At 67.2% G+C, this 16,434-nt stretch carries 11 protein-coding genes; 3 read left to right on the top strand and 8 right to left on the bottom strand.

Annotated elements, in window-relative coordinates; genetic code table 11:
* The first annotated feature begins 42 nt into the window (after window positions 1-42).
* Window positions 43-429 (top strand): ArsR/SmtB family transcription factor, encoded by a 387-nt coding sequence (locus OHA77_RS32240; protein WP_406313092.1) that lies wholly within the window; start codon window positions 43-45, stop codon window positions 427-429.
* Between the two features lie 414 nt (window positions 430-843).
* Here OHA77_RS32240 and OHA77_RS32235 read toward each other — a convergent pair whose 3' ends face one another.
* The 5 genes from OHA77_RS32235 to OHA77_RS32215 all read right to left on the bottom strand — a co-directional run bounded on the left by OHA77_RS32235 (window position 844) and on the right by OHA77_RS32215 (window position 6,777).
* A complete protein-coding gene (locus OHA77_RS32235) occupies window positions 844-1,782 on the bottom strand; it encodes a PQQ-binding-like beta-propeller repeat protein (protein WP_406319911.1) in 939 nt (312 codons plus the stop codon).
* Between the two features lie 329 nt (window positions 1,783-2,111).
* Window positions 2,112-2,450, bottom strand: a complete 339-nt coding sequence (locus OHA77_RS32230; RefSeq protein WP_406313091.1) for a hypothetical protein — start codon at window positions 2,448-2,450, stop codon at window positions 2,112-2,114.
* A 306-nt stretch (window positions 2,451-2,756) separates the two neighbouring features.
* The gene (locus tag OHA77_RS32225) at window positions 2,757-5,576 is read right to left on the bottom strand and encodes a vitamin B12-dependent ribonucleotide reductase (RefSeq protein WP_406313090.1); all 2,820 of its coding nucleotides are present in this window, start codon (window positions 5,574-5,576) and stop codon (window positions 2,757-2,759) included.
* A gap of 85 nt (window positions 5,577-5,661) precedes the next feature.
* Window positions 5,662-6,123 carry a transcriptional regulator NrdR gene (gene nrdR / locus OHA77_RS32220; RefSeq protein WP_326826883.1) on the bottom strand — a complete coding sequence of 154 codons (462 nt, stop codon included), beginning with the start codon at window positions 6,121-6,123 and terminating at the stop codon, window positions 5,662-5,664.
* Window positions 6,124-6,387: 264 nt separating this feature from the next.
* Window positions 6,388-6,777: a LysM peptidoglycan-binding domain-containing protein gene (locus OHA77_RS32215; RefSeq protein WP_406313089.1), complete on the bottom strand. Its 390-nt coding sequence runs from the start codon at window positions 6,775-6,777 to the stop codon at window positions 6,388-6,390.
* A 215-nt stretch (window positions 6,778-6,992) separates the two neighbouring features.
* Here OHA77_RS32215 and lexA point away from each other — a divergent pair, with 215 nt between their 5' ends.
* Window positions 6,993-7,703: a transcriptional repressor LexA gene (gene lexA / locus OHA77_RS32210; RefSeq protein ID WP_326824443.1), complete on the top strand. Its 711-nt coding sequence runs from the start codon at window positions 6,993-6,995 to the stop codon at window positions 7,701-7,703.
* A 246-nt stretch (window positions 7,704-7,949) separates the two neighbouring features.
* Here the strand turns inward: lexA and leuS are convergent, their stop codons facing one another.
* Window positions 7,950-10,418: a leucine--tRNA ligase gene (gene leuS / locus OHA77_RS32205; RefSeq protein WP_406319910.1), complete on the bottom strand. Its 2,469-nt coding sequence runs from the start codon at window positions 10,416-10,418 to the stop codon at window positions 7,950-7,952.
* A 556-nt stretch (window positions 10,419-10,974) separates the two neighbouring features.
* Between leuS and OHA77_RS32200 the strand changes: the two genes are divergently transcribed.
* Complete coding sequence (locus tag OHA77_RS32200) at window positions 10,975-12,876, top strand: hypothetical protein (RefSeq protein ID WP_406313088.1); 1,902 nt, start codon at window positions 10,975-10,977, stop codon at window positions 12,874-12,876.
* Window positions 12,877-12,927: 51 nt separating this feature from the next.
* Here the strand turns inward: OHA77_RS32200 and OHA77_RS32195 are convergent, their stop codons facing one another.
* Both OHA77_RS32195 and OHA77_RS32190 read right to left on the bottom strand, forming a co-directional pair.
* Window positions 12,928-14,202, bottom strand: coding sequence for a cytochrome P450 (locus OHA77_RS32195; RefSeq protein ID WP_406313087.1), 1,275 nt, complete (start codon window positions 14,200-14,202; stop codon window positions 12,928-12,930).
* A 28-nt stretch (window positions 14,203-14,230) separates the two neighbouring features.
* Window positions 14,231-15,481 (bottom strand): cytochrome P450, encoded by a 1,251-nt coding sequence (locus tag OHA77_RS32190; protein ID WP_406313085.1) that lies wholly within the window; start codon window positions 15,479-15,481, stop codon window positions 14,231-14,233.
* Window positions 15,482-16,434: the final 953 nt, after the last annotated feature.

Here is a 16,434-nt window from a genome sequence, read left to right as displayed (position 1 = left end):
ACATGTACGACTGAAGTCGTACATGTGTGATTCAATGGGGGTATGGCAGCGAGCTACCGAACGACCATCGCCGGACGCGATACCGCGCCCCCGGACCTGCCCGAGCCGCTACCCGAGCCCGCGCGCGACGAGCTGCGCCTGGAAGTGGTCATGGGCGCGCTGAGCGACCCGCTGCGCATGACCATCGTGCGCAAGCTCCTCCTGGAGGCGGAAGACTTCGACCACACCTGCGGCTGGTTCGGACTGGACCGGCCGAAGTCCTCGCTCACCCATCACTTCCGGGCCCTCCGCGAGGCCGGGCTCACGCGCCAGCGCCAGTACGGCCTCGAACGACGGAGCCGGCTCCGTATCGACGACCTCAACGCCCGCTTCCCCGGCCTGCTGGACCTCGTCGCCGCCTGGACGCCCCCGCAACGCGCCGACCGCTAGAACCCAGCCCCGACCCGGAGCTCCGGTCGACGACCACTGCCCGCAGCGGACTACCGGGCCGGTGACCGGCCTGGGCTCGTGCGCAGGGAATGCGATGGGCGCGGTGCGGGACACGGGACTCTTCCGATAGCACCGCCGGGTATCTCCACGGGTCACCTGAAGCCCGCCGGACCTGCGGACCGCTCCGCACGCATGGATGACTCGACAGCGGTCGAGGAAGGATCCGGCACGGGCGTACATTCTCCGGCCACGGGCGGATACAACGGTTGCAGCACCTGCGACGACAGGCGAGGGACAACCCGAACGGGGCGCCGGCCTGTCGCCGACGCCCCGCCCTGACCAGATGTTTCGCGCCTGAAAGGCGCCCGGAATACTGGAGCAGTGCACTTATTCGAGAGGTGCAGTATTCCTGCGTCATTCACCTCGCTGGCATGGGTCGATGGCGATCATCCTCAGAGTTCCCTTGGTCACCATGAGCATTCCCCCCGCTCCGAGGTCTCGTAGTGCGGCCACCCGGGCGACCGATGATGGGGACCGCTCCAGAATGTGCCCGTCAGACCGCAGGCGGAAGAGCACGCCGCCTTCGCTGGCTACCACGAACCCCTCCCCGTCTCGAACCACCCCACGGACGAGTGGCTGCCTGACGTCCACCTTCCACAATGCCGATCCATCCGCAGGGTCGACAGCGAGATAACCGGCCCTTCGCTCGCGCAGCCACACCACACCACCGGTGAACTCGGCAGCCCAGGGCAAAAGGTCGGCGTCGTGACTGAAGAATTGATCAACGAACTCCGATGACAGTCGAATGCACATAACGGATCGCAGGCCGCACCGCACCAGGCAACGGCCAGAGTCGATCATGGTGAACGCCGGGACATCGTCTACGTCCGTCAATGGCTCCGGCAACCGCCGGCGGACCAGTTCCCGGCCGTCACGTGGATCGATCAGCCATGTTTCCGAACCGCTCCCCAACAGCACACCGCCACCCCACGGCAGAGGAAGCACCGTGGCCATGCGCCGCGGTGTCTGCCACAGAGGCCGTCCGTCCTTCAGGTTGAAAGCAGCCATAGGTGTGTAGCCACGCCAGCCGCCGACGACGACCGTCTCTCCGCTGGCCACGACATGCCCCGAGTACGGCCGCAACCCGGCGCACCACACCACAGATCCCGTCGCGAGATCAAGACAGGATAGTTGATCGGTGTTCTGCGCCACGACCAGGCAATAATCGCCGGCGACCACGACGGCACGCGGCCAGGTTCCTATCGGAATGTCCCAGCGGACCGAGCCGTCGTAACGATTCAGGCAGACGAGCCGGGAGTGACGCTCGTGAATGATGACGCGGTCTTCCGTCACCGCCAACGCCGAAGCGGAACCTCTCTGATGAAGCTGCCGCTCCCACAGTATGTTCCCGATCATCTGCCGAGCTCACCAGGAAAGCGCCGGTTGCACCAGTCGCATCAACAAGGAAAGCCACACCGGCCAAAGCAAGGATCGAAACTCAACCATCCCTGCTTGACCAGGAGCTACATGGCCTTCTGGACTCGTTCACGAAGACTTGGCTGGGTCCCGGCTGACTCCGACCAGTCGCCCCGACGACTTGCAGCATGGCGAACTCCCAGGTACGCGGCGGCTCCTTGCCGGGTAAGTACTCATGCCCGAGGTGTGCGGCGTTCCGCACGCGTTCACGCCAGCCAGATCGCACTGCGGCGATGGGTTGCCGGTGGGACGTCGAAATCTTCCACTGCCTCGACGGCAAGACGGCCGTCGACCCTGGCGTTGACCATCTGGCGGATCACTCCAGCGGAACGGCGAAGGAGCTGTCGTTCCCGACGCTCCTCGATGGCCGCCCATCGAGATACGAATCGATCACAGGGATCGGCCCTCGCCCAGGAGTAGACGACGGTCCTACGGCCGACGAGCGTCGGGTGCGGCCGGCGACCGTCCTGGACGGCCTCCTTCAGACACGCGTCGCCGTAGCGCAGATCGACGAGGGTGATCGACCGCCAAGGCCCACCGGACACATAACCGATGCCGGAACGCGAGCGGGAAACATGATGGACGGTGCGGGACATGGGGCTCCCCGGGTAACACCGCCAGGCATCTCCTGGCGGGCTACCTGAAGCCCGTCGGCCCCGTAGATCGCTCTTCGTTCATCGCCGATGACGATAACAGCCGGAGCAAGGACGATCACGCGACCGTTTCCCGGCGCCTGCGAGACCAGTTACGCCGAATACGACAGCAAGGCTGTAGACGGCACAGACAGGGAACCGAACCTTCGTCCGGTTCCCTGCCCTGACCAGCCGATATAGAGCTTTCAGCGCCTGAAATCAGCTGCAGCCGCTGGTGGAGCCGCAGCCCTCACAGACGTAGCAGCTACCGGCCGGGCGCATCTTGGTGCCACAGGTCATGCAGAGCGGCGCGTCGGCGGTGCGGCCCTGGTGGGACTCCAGGGAACCGACCCGTTCCGGCGCGGCCTGGACCGGAGCCTCCAGCTGCGGCTGCTCGATCGGCGCCGAGGTGGCCAGCTCGGCGATGACCTCGTCGGTCTGGATCGGGGTCGGGTCCTCGCCGCGCTGCTGGGCGGCGCGCTCGGAGGCGGAGAAGATCCCGAGGGCGGCCCGCTCGTCGTAGGGCAGATGATCCAGGGCCAGCCGACGGAAGATGTAGTCCATCACCGAGGCGGCCATGCGGATGTCCGGGTCGTCGGTCATGCCGGCCGGGTCGAAGCGCATGTTGACGAACTTGCCGACATAGGTCTCCAGCGGCACGCCGTACTGCAGGCCGATGGAGATGGCCACCGAGAAGGCGTCCATGACGCCCGCGAGGGTCGAGCCCTGCTTGGACATCTTCAGGAAGACCTCGCCGAGACCGTCGTCGGGGTAGGACGAGGCGGTCATGTAGCCCTTGGCCCCACCCACGGTGAAGCGGGTGGTGGTGCTGGGACGCTGGTTCGGCATCCGGCGACGGGTCGGGCGGCTGATCTCCACGACCTGGATCTCCGGCTCCGCGGGTGCGACCTTCTCCTCGGTCTTCTTACCGGCGACCGAGAGCGGCTGGCCCACCTTGCAGTTGTCACGGTAGACGGCCAGGGCCTTGAGGCCGAGCTTCCAGCCCTCCATGTAGACCTGCTCGATGTCCTCGACCGTCGCGGACTCGGGCAGGTTGACCGTCTTGGAGATGGCGCCGGACAGGAACGGCTGGGCGGCGGCCATCATGCGGACGTGGCCCATCGGGGCGATCGCCCGCTCCCCCATCGCGCAGTCGAACACCTCGTAGTGCTCGGGCCTGAGCCCGGGGGCGTCCACGACGTGGCCGTTGGCCGCGATGTACTCGACGATCGCCTCGACCTGCTCCTCCGGGTAGGACAGCTGCCGCAGTGCCCGGGGAATCGTCTGGTTGACGATCTGCATGGAGCCGCCGCCGACGAGCTTCTTGAACTTGACCAGGGCGAGGTCGGGCTCGATGCCGGTGGTGTCGCAGTCCATCATGAGCCCGATGGTCCCCGTGGGCGCCAGCAACGAGGCCTGCGCGTTCCGGTATCCGTTCTTGTCTCCGACGCGGAGGCATTCCTGCCACTGCTTGGAGGCCTCGGCGTGGATCGCCCCGTCGATCGCGTCCAGCGTGCGCAGGCCGTCGTTCGCCTCCGCGTGCTTGCGCATCACGCGCTTGTGCGCGTCGGCGTTGCGCGCGTAGCCGTCGTACGGACCGACGACTCCGGCCAGTTCGGCGCTGCGGCGGTAGGAGGCGCCGGTCATCAGCGAGGTGATGGCTCCGGCGACGGCCCGGCCGCCCTCGGAGTCGTAGGCGTGGCCGGTGGCCATGAGCAGCGCGCCGAGGTTGGCGTAACCGATGCCGAGCTGGCGGTAGGCGCGCGTGGTCTGCTCGATCTTCTCGGTCGGGAAGTCGGCGAAGGTGATGGAGACGTCCATCGCGGTGATGATCAGCTCAGTGATCTTCACGAAGTTCGCGATGTCGAAGGAGTTGTCGTCCTTCAGGAACTTCATCAGGTTGATGCTGGCCAGGTTGCAGGAGGAGTTGTCCAGGTGGAGATACTCCGAGCACGGGTTGCTGGCGGTGATGCGGCCCGTCTCCGGGCTGGTGTGCCAGTCGTTGATCGTGTCGTCGTACTGGACACCGGGGTCGGCGCACTCCCATGCGGCCGTCGCCATCTTACGGAACAGCGCCCTGGCGTCGATCTTCTCGATGACCTCGCCGGTGAGGCGGGCACGCAGGCCGAACTGGTCGCCCTTCTTCACCGCGTCCATGAACTCGTCGGAGACGCGCACGGAGTTGTTGGCGTTCTGGTACTGGACGGAGACGATGTCCTTGCCGCCCAGGTCCATGTCGAATCCGGCGTCGCGCAGCGCGCGGACCTTGTCCTCCTCACGCGCCTTGGTCTCGATGAACTCCTCGATGTCGGGGTGGTCCACATCCAGGACGACCATCTTGGCCGCGCGGCGGGTGGCGCCACCGGATTTGATGGTGCCCGCAGAGGCGTCCGCGCCACGCATGAAGGAGACCGGGCCGCTGGCTGTGCCGCCGCTGGAGAGCAGCTCCTTCGACGAACGGATCCGGGAGAGGTTGACACCGGACCCCGAACCGCCCTTGAAGATCACACCCTCTTCCTTGTACCAGTCGAGGATGGACTCCATCTGGTCGTCGACGGCCAAGATGAAGCAGGCGCTGACCTGCTGCGGCGAAGCCGTGCCCACGTTGAACCAGACCGGCGAGTTGAAGCTGAAGACCTGGTTGATCAGCGCATGCTTGAGCTCGTGGTCGAAGATTTCGGCATCCTCGTCGCCGGCGAAGTAGCCCTCCTCGATCGCGGTCCTGGTGTAGACGCCCACCACCCGGTCGACGAGCTGCTTCAGGCTCCACTCGCGCTGCGAGGTGCCGACCGCGCCACGGAAGTATTTGGTGGTCACGATGTTGGCGGCGTTGACCGACCAGGAGTCGGGAAACTCCACGTCCCGCTGCTCGAAGTTGATCGAGCCGTCCCGCCAGTTGGTCATCACGACGTCACGGCGCTCCCAGCGCACCTCGTCATAGGGATGCACCCCGGGGGTGGTGAAGATCCGCTTCATCTTCAACCCCTTGCGCAACCGCTTGCCCCCACGCGCGGCTGCGCCACTGACCGTCTCTGTCATGACTTCCCCCTTCCGGAGCTCCGCGGAGCCCTCGAGTCGGACCACATCAACGCGCCGCCTTGTCCCCCGGCGCTCGGGGTGTGATTCAGTCCTGCTCAGCGGGACGATCCGCCCGCAGTTGCATGATCTCGGTCTCGAAATCCGCCAGGGTCTCGAAACTCCGGTAGACCGAGGCGAATCTCAGGTAGGCCACCTCGTCCAGCTCGCGGAGCGGCCCCAGGATCGCCAGCCCGACCTCATGGGCCGCGATCTCCGCCGACCCGGTCGCCCGGATGCCCTCCTCCACTCGCTGGCCCAGCTGGGCCAGCGAGTCTTCACTGACCGGGCGTCCCTGGCATGCCCGCCGGACGCCCGCGATCACCTTTTCCCTGAAGAAGGGCTCGGTCACCCCACTGCGCTTGCTGACCATGAGCAGCACGGTCTCCTGAGTGGTGAACCTGCGCCCACACTCCGGACACGTGCGCCTGCGGCGGATGGCCCCGCCGTCCTCGGTGGACCGGCTGTCGATGACCCGCGTGTCAGGGTGCCTGCAGAACGGACAGTGCACGCGTGTCGCCTCCTTGGCCCGGCCAGCGGCCCACTTCCACAGCGTCCATGCCGAGATGCTCGTGCACACACCTCAAACGGTCGAGATGCGGTAATGGAAACACAATCTATGGTGAAGCGAGCAGATGTTGCCACTAGATGTTGTGGTCCAACGGTAGGAGGGTCGACCCATGAACGCAAGTTGAGAAGCCCCCGCCGAGCGAAGTCGCTGATCAGCGCGCCACATTCACCCGAGTCGGGCGTGTCGCGCCTGAAGGAGGCCACTTCAGGAGGAGGGACCGCCGGGGAGATAGAGCCGGGCCCCCGGCTGGATCACCGAGCCGGACAAGTCGTTGAGATCCATGATCCGGTTGACCGTCGGGGTGAGGTCATTCTCCTTGGTGACCGCGTCCGCGATCTCCCACAGCGTGTCACCGCCACGCACCACGACCCGCGGCAGCCCCGCCCGCCCCTTCTGCTCGACCGCCGAGGCGGCGTCGATGCGCGCGGCAGCCCAGAGCACCCCCAGGGCGATCAGCGCGAGAGCCGCCAGCACCACTCCCCTCCCCCGCCTGGTGAGCCGGAAGGGCGCACCAGCGTATCGGATGTTCCCCACCGGACCCGGCCGCCGGGCGCCCGCCCGCCCGGCTCCCCCTGCCGCCACAGCCGTTTTCATGATGGCCTCCCCCGAGCCTTCGACCTGGCCGAACACATATCGAAGAAAGATCAGCGAATCGAACACGATGTCGATCGAACTCCCGTACGATGTTGTACACCACGCCGCCGCCGATTTCCTGAACGACTCGAACAATTGTTTGAATATGATCTTCAACGGGAGTACGGTCGCCGTGTGCGACGGAAGAAACACAGGCCGGGAGGCGAGGAGATCGTATGAGCGAGCATGACAAGAACGGTTCGGCCGTCAGTGACCTGGCGGTGCGCAGGCGTGACTCCCTTGGCCTCACCCCCAGGCAGCGGAAGATCCTTGAAGTGATCCGCGATTCGGTGCAGCAGCGCGGCTACCCGCCCTCCATGCGAGAGATCGGCGAGGCGGTGCAGCTCACCAGCACCTCCAGCGTGTCACACCAGTTGACGGCGTTGCAGCGCAAGGGATATCTGCGCCGCGATCCGCACCGCCCCCGTGCGCTCGAGGTCCGCCTCCCCGGAGAGCCGGCGTTGTGGATGGATCCCGCCACGGGCGACGACGAGACCCCGATCAGCCGCCCGACCGCCGCCTACGTGCCGCTCGTCGGCCGGATCGCCGCCGGTGGCCCGATCCTCGCGGAGGAGAGCGTCGAGGACGTCTTCGCCCTCCCCAAGCAGCTCGTCGGTGAGGGCACGCTCTTCCTGCTCCAGGTGACCGGTGATTCGATGATCGAGGCTGCCATCGCCAACGGCGACTGGGTGGTCGTCCGCCAGCAGCCCGTCGCGGACAACGGCGACGTGGTCGCCGCCATGATCGACGGCGAGGCCACGGTCAAGACTTTCAAGCGCAAGGACGGCCACGTCTGGCTCGTCCCGCACAACCCGAACTACGACCCGATCCCCGGCGACGATGCCACCGTCCTGGGCAAGGTCGTGGCGGTGCTGCGCAAGCTCTGAGACGGCGCAGCGGAGTTCTCCGCCGTGCCCACCTTCCGGCGCTCCCGTGACGGCCGGTCGTCGCCTCTGAGCGACCAGGTATCGGTGTCGCCGGAGGACTCCCGCCGTCTGAAGGTGATTCCCAGTCCGGTCGCGGGTTCGATCCGCAGTCCGAGCGTTGCGAAGAAATCGTTGTGCCCCGGAGTTTCGAGTCGTCAAACGGGTGATCAGGCTCGGGGCGCCCGCCGTACGGGCGCCCCGGCATGACTACGGGACGATGTTGACCAGCTTGGGCGCGCGGACGACGACCTTGCGAGGGGCGCCGGACAGGAAGGCCCGGACCTTGTCCGAGGCGAGTGCCAGAGCCTCCAGGTCGGCGTCGGAGATCTCCGGAGAGACCTCCAGCCGGTCGCGGACCTTGCCCGCGACCTGGACGACGCAGGTGACGGAGTCCTGGACCAGCAGGGCCGGCTCGACGACCGGCCATCCGGCCCTGGCGACCGAGGCGGGGTGGCCCAGACGCTCCCAGCCCTCCTCCGCGGCGTACGGCGCGACCAGGGAGAGCATGACCGCCAGAGTCTCGGCGGCCTCGCGGACAGCCGGGTCGGCGGCGCCGGGACCGGAGTCGATGGCCTTGCGGGCCGCGCTCGTGAGCTCCATCATGCGGGCCACCGCAACGTTGAACCGGTGGGAGTCGACCAGCTTGGTGACCTCGTCGACGGTCCGGTGGACGACCTTGCGCAGTTCCAGGTCCCCGGTGGCGGCGTCCACACCCGGCGCGGAGGCCGCACCGGCCTCCGCCATCACGCGGAACGCGCGGGCCAGGAACTTCTGCGAGGCGGCCGGGGAGACGTCGGCCCAGTCGATGTCGTCCTCCGGCGGGCCGGCGAACACCATGGTCAGCCGGACGGCGTCCACACCGTAGGCGTCGATCTGCTCCCCCAGGTCCACACCGTTGCCCAGGGACTTGGACATCGCCTTGCCCTGGTTCACCACCTGGCCCTGGTTCAGCAGGCGGGTGAAGGGCTCGGTGAAGTCGACCATGCCCATGTCGTGCAGGACCTTGGTGAAGAACCGGGAGTACAGCAGGTGCAGCACCGCGTGCTCGACACCGCCGACGTACTGGTCGACGGGGCCCCACTGGCGGATCTTCTCCACGTCGAACGGGCCGTCCTCATAGGACGGGTCCGGGTAGCGCAGGAAGTACCACGAGGAGTCGACGAAGGTGTCCATCGTGTCGGTGTCGCGCCGGGCCGGGCCTCCGCACTTGGGGCAGGAGACGTTGACCCAGTCGTCGGCCGACGCCAGCGGGGAGACGCCCTTGGGAGCGAGCGCCTCACCGCGCAGGTCGGGCAGGGTGACGGGCAGTTGGTCGTCCGGGACGGGGACCTCGCCGCAGTCGGCGCAGTGGATGATCGGAATCGGGCAGCCCCAGAAGCGCTGGCGGGACAGCAGCCAGTCGCGCAGACGGAAGTTGACCGTCGGCTTGCCGGTGCCGCGCTGGGTCAGCACCTCGATGATCTTGGAGATCGCCTCGGCCTTGGGGAGGCCGTCCAGCGGGCCCGAGTTGACCAGGGAGCCCTCTCCGGTGGTCGCGACACCGGTCTCGCCCGGGTCGGCCAGACCGGTGTGGACCACGACCCGCACCGGCAGGCCGAAAGCGCGGGCGAAGTCCAGGTCGCGCTGGTCGTGCGCGGGGACCGCCATGATGGCGCCGTGGCCGTAGTCGGACAGGACGTAGTCGGCCGCCCAGATCGGCATCCGCTCGCCGTTGACCGGGTTGATCGCATAACGGCCCAGGAAGACGCCGGTCTTCTCCTTGTCGGTGGCCAGCCGGTCGATGTCGGACAGCTTGGACACCTCCGTCCGGTAGGCCTCGAAGGCCTCCAGCCGGTCGTCCGTGACGATCTCCTCGGCCAGCGGCGCGTCCGGAGCGACCACGAAGAAGGTCGCACCGTACAAGGTGTCGGGACGGGTGGTGTAGACGGTGACCGGCTCGTCGCGGCCCTCGATCACGAAGTCGACGTCGGCGCCCTCGGACCTGCCGATCCAGTTGCGCTGCATGGTCAGCACGCGCTCCGGCCAGCCGCCCTCCAACTGGGCCATGTCGTCCAGCAGCCGGTCGGCGTATTCAGTGATCTTGAAGTACCACTGGGTCAGTTCGCGGCGGACGACGACGGCCCCGCAGCGCTCACACTTACCGGCCACGACCTGTTCGTTGGCCAGCACGGTCTGGTCGTTGGGGCACCAGTTGACCAGACCGCCCTTGCGGTAGGCCAGACCGCGCTCGAAGAAGCGGGTGAACAGCCACTGGGTCCATCTGTAGTACGCGACGTCGCTGGTGTGCAGGCGCCGGGACCAGTCGACGGAGACCGCGTAGCGCTTGAAGGAGTTGGCCTGGGTCTCGATGTTGGCGTAGGTCCACTCGGCCGGGTGCGCGTTCCGGCGGATCGCGGCGTTCTCGGCGGGCAGTCCGAAGGAGTCCCACCCGATGGGGTGCAGGACGTTGTAACCCTTCTGGAACCAGTAGCGCGACAGAACGTCGCTGAGACCGAAGGCCTCGGCGTGCCCCATGTGCAGATCGCCCGAGGGATAGGCGAACATGTCGAGCAGATAGCGCCGCTCACGGGGGTCGGCGGGATCGTCGGAAGCCCGGAAGGGGTCGAGTTCCTCCCACCGCTGCTGCCACTTTACCTGCAGGACCTGCGGGTCGTAGTGCTGCTCGTCGCTCTGCATGTCGGCTCGCTCGCTCACGTCAATCTTCCCTCGGTATACGTCTGCGCAGATGATCTGGCTCATCCGACCCAATAGAAAAACCCTCCGCTCACGCGAAGGGCAGCCGCATCGGCGGGCGTCTAACGCCGGGAAGGCCGATGCGGCCCGATAAGCAGCAGGGTCTCGGCACGCATACGTCAAGACTATCGCAGTCCGCAAGCCGTATTCATGGCCTGGGGAAACAAGTCTGATCACGGTAAACCGGGGACACGGGCACCGGCAGGTCAGCACAATGGAAACCGGTGAGTCCGGGACAGATGGCGAGTCGACGGCGGTACGTCCGTTGTGAGCTCACATGTCTCATCAGTTTACTCTTTTCAACGTGGCACACTCAGTCGAGCCGGGGCAGGGCCCGGATCCATCGGAGGTCGGCCTGCCGATGCAGGACCCGCCCACCGACCCCACCGGGCTCCAGTTCAGGGGGGCGTTCTCCAGTTTCCCTGCAAACCCCCCCGTCTCACGTGAGACCATGCCCAATACCCCTAATTCGGGCGCTCGCCCGGGAGGTAAGGAAGCCATGGCCTCGGAGCAGTCCAGCCAATCCCACCTGCCTCCGGCATGGCCGGAGGCAGCCGATCCGCCGCCCGCCTGGGCGAGAGACTCTTCGGGCACCGGTCCACGGCTCCCCCTTCCTCCGGAGGAGCCCCCCGGAGGCGGCACCTCGTGGCAGGCCAGCGTTCCCGGCAACGGCTCCTGGCAACAGATCTTCGGGACATCGGCCTCCGCCTCCCCGCATCCGCGATCCCCGGATCGGCAGCCCGGCGGCGACTCCCCGCAGGCCGTACCGCAGGGCAGCCCCGACCCCTGGCCGTCTGCCCAGCCCTCCCCTCCGGCCGAGAACGGCGGCTGGGGCACGCCGCAGACCGCTGACAGCCAGGGCTGGAACACGGCTCCGGCCACCGAGAACGGCGGCTGGGGAGCGGCCCAGAACACCGGCAACGGAGGGTGGGACACCGCCTCGACGGCGAGCGGCGGCGGATGGAACGCCTCCTCGGCGACCGACAACGGGGGGTGGGGCAGCCCGCCGGCCGAGCCTCCGAACCACGCCTCCTCGCCTTCGTGGCCGGTCCCCCCGGGTGCCGGCCCGGCCCCCTTCACGGGCCCGGACCCCCTGACCAGCCCCAACCCCTTCGCGGGCCAAGGACACCCCAGCAGCCCCGCCAACCCCAACCCCTTCGCGAACCAAGACCCCCTCACCAGCCCCAACCCCTTCGCGGGCCAAGGACACCCCAGCAGCCCCGCCAACCCCAACCCCTTCGCGGGCCAGCAGGAGGCGTTCCGGAACCCGCTGGGTGACGGCGCCGGCCCGGACGGCCCGCCTGTGTGGACCACGGCGGGAGCAACAGCCCCTCCCGGCGCCCCGGCGCAGGCTCCGCCGTACGATCCCGCACAGGGGGCACCCACGCACGGCCAGCCCCATCCCGGGCAGCCCCATCCCGGGCAGCCCCATCCCGGGCAGCCCCATCCCGGGCAGCCCCATCCCGGGCAGCCCCATCCCGGGCAGCCTCCGATGCAGGGGCAGTCGGCTCCGCCGGGTGGCCATCTGAGCCGGGACCCCTCCGACCCCAACAGGCCCTTCGTCACCGCCGGTCAGATCAGCGGGCCGAAGACCCCTCCGCCGGAGCGTCAACAGGAGCTGTGGAATACGGTCTTCGGCGACAACTACCAGGCCATGGACGACGGACAGGACCTTGACGAACAGGGCAGACCGGTCTGGGTCTTCGCGCTCGCGGGTTCCGTGGCGATCGCCTTGGTCGGTGCCGTGCTCTGGGCCTTCCTGGCCGGTCCGCTGGCCTCCACCGAGGAGGAGGCCGCTCCTGCGGTGAAGCCCTCCGCGACCGCCAAGAAGCCCGCCAGGTCCCAGGCCGTGGGTCGCCTGCCGCGCTTCCCCGGCAAGGCCTCGGCGGTCGCGGGCACCCTGCCCGATCAGGCTGCGGCGATCAGTGTGGCGAGGCTCGGCACTCCCTGGCGCCAGGACCAGCGGCAGAGCATGTCCATCAGCTACGGTTTCACCACGCGTCAGTATGTCCCGGCCGGAACGGACTCCCTGGGCAAGGCCCAGTTCGCCCAGGTGATGTCGGGTGCGCTGTCGCCCCGGCTGAAGAGCAAGTACACCTCGCCGGACAAACTGGCCCCGGTGATCAACGCGGTTGCCTCCGCCGGACGCAAGAAATTCTTCCCCGAGGACAACACCGCGCGCAAGACCGCCCAGCAGACCCTGTCCGTCAACGGCCTGGCCGGGCAGCTCGCCGCCTACGAGATCACCTCCGGCACGTCCAAGACGACCATGGTCGTGGCGGCCGTGAACACCGGCGCCGAACTGCCCGTGATCGTCTACATGTCGGTCCCGGACAGCAAGAAGGAACTGCTGCCCGACATCAACACCGTGTTCAAGTCGATTCGGAAGACGACCACCTGACATCGTCCGGTTCCGAAGAACGGAACGTTCGCGCTCCGGATGCTTGACGGCTCAGAACGCACAGTCCATGTGCTTGATGCCGTTGATGAAACTGGAGTAGAGCCGCTCCGGCCTGCCGCCCTCGATCCGCGGTATGCGCCGGAGCAGCTCGCGGAACATCACGGTGATCTCCCGGCGGGCCAGGTGGGCGCCGAGACAGAAGTGCGGTCCCGGGCCGCCGAAGCCCACATGGGGCCCCTCAGTCCGCTGGATGTCGAACCGGTAGGGGTCGGTGAAGACCGCCTCGTCGCGGTTGGCCGCCCAGTAGTAAAGGACCACCTTCTGACCCTTGCGGTAGAGGTGACCGTTCATCTCGTGGTCGCGGGTCACCTTGCGGCGCATGAAGTTCACCGGGGAGGCCAGCCGGACGATCTCCTCGACCGCGCCGGGGAGGCGGCCGTCCAGATCGGCCAGGAGCAGCTCCCGCTGGTCCGGATTCTGGGTGAGCAAGCGCAGGCCGTAGGAGATGGCGTTGCGCGTGGTCTCGTTGCCCGCCACGACCAACAGGATGAAGAACGACCCGAGCTCCTGAGCGGTGAGCTGCTCCCCGTCGATGTTGGCGTTGACCAGCGACGAGGTGAGATCCCCCGTGGGCTGCTCGACCCGGTGCGCGGCAAGGTCCTGGACGAGCTGCTGCAGCTCCATGCCGGCGGTCAGCAGTTTCTCGGCGACCGTGGTCATGTCGTCGCCGCCGTATTCGGGATCGAACCCGCCGAGGATCACATTGGACCGGTCGAAGACGGAACCGTAGTCCTTCTCCGGGATCCCCATCATGTCGCAGATGATCTTCAAGGGCAGCTTGGCGGCGACCTCGGTGACGAAGTCGCAACCGGGTCCGGTCGCGACCAGGTCGTCCACGATCCGGATGGCCGCCGCATCGACGTCGGCCTCGAACTGCTTGATCATTTTTGGGGTGAACGCCCGGGAGACGATCCGGCGAAGCCGGGCGTGCCTCGGGTCGTCCATATTGATCATCGACCCGAAGTACTCGGTGAACTCCGGCGGCATGTCCGGGATGTTGGTGGCTCCGCCCTCTCCTGAGGAGAACACCTCGGGGTTACGGCTGGCTTCCAGGATGTCGGCGTGTTTGACCAGTGCGTAGTAACCGGGCCCCCGTGGCGCGAAGGAGATCTCCGCCTCCTCGTAGAAGGCGGGGCGGTCCAGGCCGCGCAGGAGCTGGAAGGCGTGTTCCCGTTCCGCCATGGGTCTGGCCCAGAAGTCGTAGTCCGACAGGTCGAAGTCGGCGACCGAGACGATGGGCTTCCGTTCGGCTGGCGTTACGCTCATATCGTCAATCATTTTCGCGAGCAGCCGCTCACGTCAATGGAGCGCTTCCGAAGTCGCAGTCAAGGTGCTTGATGCCGTTGATGAAGCTGGAGCGGAGGCGGTCGGGCTCGCCGACGGAGCGGATGTCCGGGATCCGGGTGAACAGCTCGCGGAACATCACGGTGATCTCCCGGCGGGCCAGGTGGGCGCCGAGACAGAAGTGCGGTCCCGGGCCGCCGAAGCCCACATGGGGCCCCTCGGTCCGCTGGATGTCGAACCGGTAGGGGTCGGTGAAGACCGCCTCGTCACGGTTGGCCGCCCAGTAGTAGAGCAGGACCTTGTCGCCCTTGCGGTAGAGGTGCCCGTTCATCTCGTGATCACGGGTGAGGGTGCGGCGCATCCAGGCAACCGGGGAGGCCAGCCGGACGATCTCCTCGACCGCGCCGGGGAGGCCGCCGTCCAGATCGGCCAGGAGCAGCTCCCGCTGGTCCGGATTCTCGGTGAACAGGTGCAGGCCATGCGAGATCGCGTTGCGCGTGGTCTCGTTGCCCGCCACGACCAACAGGATGAAGAACGACCCGAGCTCCTGCATCGTCAGCTTCTCGCCGTCGATGTTGGCGTTGGTCAGGGAGGTGATGAGGTTGTCGCCGCCTTCGGCGGCCAGGGAGACGACGAAATCCTGGAGGCGTTGCCCGGCGCCGAGGAGCAGCTCGGCCGCGCGGCTGATGTCCTGGATGAACTCCGGGTCGCCGCCGGACAGAATGATGTTGGAGGCGTCGAAGACCGTCTGGTAGTGCTCGGGGCCGATGCCCATCATGTCGCAGATGACCTTCAGCGGCAGCTTGGCGGCGACCTCGGTGACGAAGTCGCAGCCGGGTCCGGTCGCGATCAGGTCGTCCACGATCCGGGTGGCCTCGACCTGGACGTCGGCCTCGAACTGCTTGATCATCTTGGGGGTGAACGCCCGGGAGACGATCCGGCGGAGCCGGGCGTGCCTCGGGTCGTCCATATTGATCATCGACCCGAAGTATTCACCGAACTCCGAGCCCAGGTCCTGGATGGAGGTGGAGCCCCGGCCCGAGGAGAAGACCTCGGGGTTGCGGCTGGCCTCGATGATGTCGGCATGCCTCACCACGGCGTAGTAGCCCGGACCCGGAGGGGCGAAGCTGATCTCCGGCTCGGCGAACCGGACCGGAGCCGCCTGGGCGCGCAGCAAGGCGAAGGCCGCCTCACGCTCGGCCATCGGCCGCTCCCAGAAGGCGATGTCCGACAGATCGATGTCCGACAGTGAAACCGTCACACCAGCCCCCAGTAGAACCAAATTCGGTTTTTCTGATCCTGCCACAGGATCATCGACCTAACCAGTCCAGGATGAGGTCGTTGCCCTTGCGAGGCCGCTCCGGACGGAGAGGGTGATCCGCGCTCGGGGCGTGTGCCATCCTCGCGCGGACGACGCCGACACCGTTGGCGACCGAAGCTCCCTGGGGCGGAACCTAGCACCCGCTCGGCGAAAGGGTCGGCGGTACCCGGAAACCACTCGGGACAACAGAAGTCACCCTGTACGGCGACGCCCCATCCAACAGCGGCCCGTATCGCTCCCCGTGACCATTCACGGAGCTGTGAGGCATTCGTTCATATCTGTGGATGGTCGCGCTGCGGTGGGCTGTTCCGGAAGGGTGAAGGGCTGTTCGCGGTGGGCTGTTCCGGAAGGGTGAGTGGCCGTTCGCGCTGCGGTGGGTGGGTGTTCCGGCCGGCCGTCGCAGTCACCGTCTCGTTTTTCAGGCCTCCGGCCTGGCGGGCGCGACGGTTGCGCTTTTTTATAAGCCGGCCGGAACACCCACCCACCTCCGCGCCAGACGGCCCCGCCGTACGGCGTGCGGACCGTAGCCGCTCCCTTACCGGCCGCCCATGGATCTCACGGACGCTGAAGCAATCCGTACAGGACCGTTCAGGGCCGATCGCCGTAGCTGACGCGTTCCTCTCCGACCAGTGCAGGGCCGAGCAGCGCTCGGGAAGCACGTCTCACCATCGGAACATGATGATCGTCATCGCCGGACGTGGTCCCTGCCTTCCGCCGTTGTACTTCCGAGATCGACGCCTGGCGCGGCACCGGTCCCGAGCAGAGCCGCCGCGTGCTCACCAAGCATCTCAGCCGGATCGCCGACCAGAGGCTTCTCGATGTAGCAGACCTGGACAAAGCCACCCGCCATCTCACCACGCTCATCTGCGATCCGCCGCAGACTCTCGTTCTTT

This window comes from Streptosporangium sp. NBC_01639 (genome assembly GCF_045209755.1).
Classification (GTDB): domain Bacteria; phylum Actinomycetota; class Actinomycetes; order Streptosporangiales; family Streptosporangiaceae; genus Streptosporangium.
This window is presented reverse-complemented; position numbering and strand designations above follow the sequence as displayed.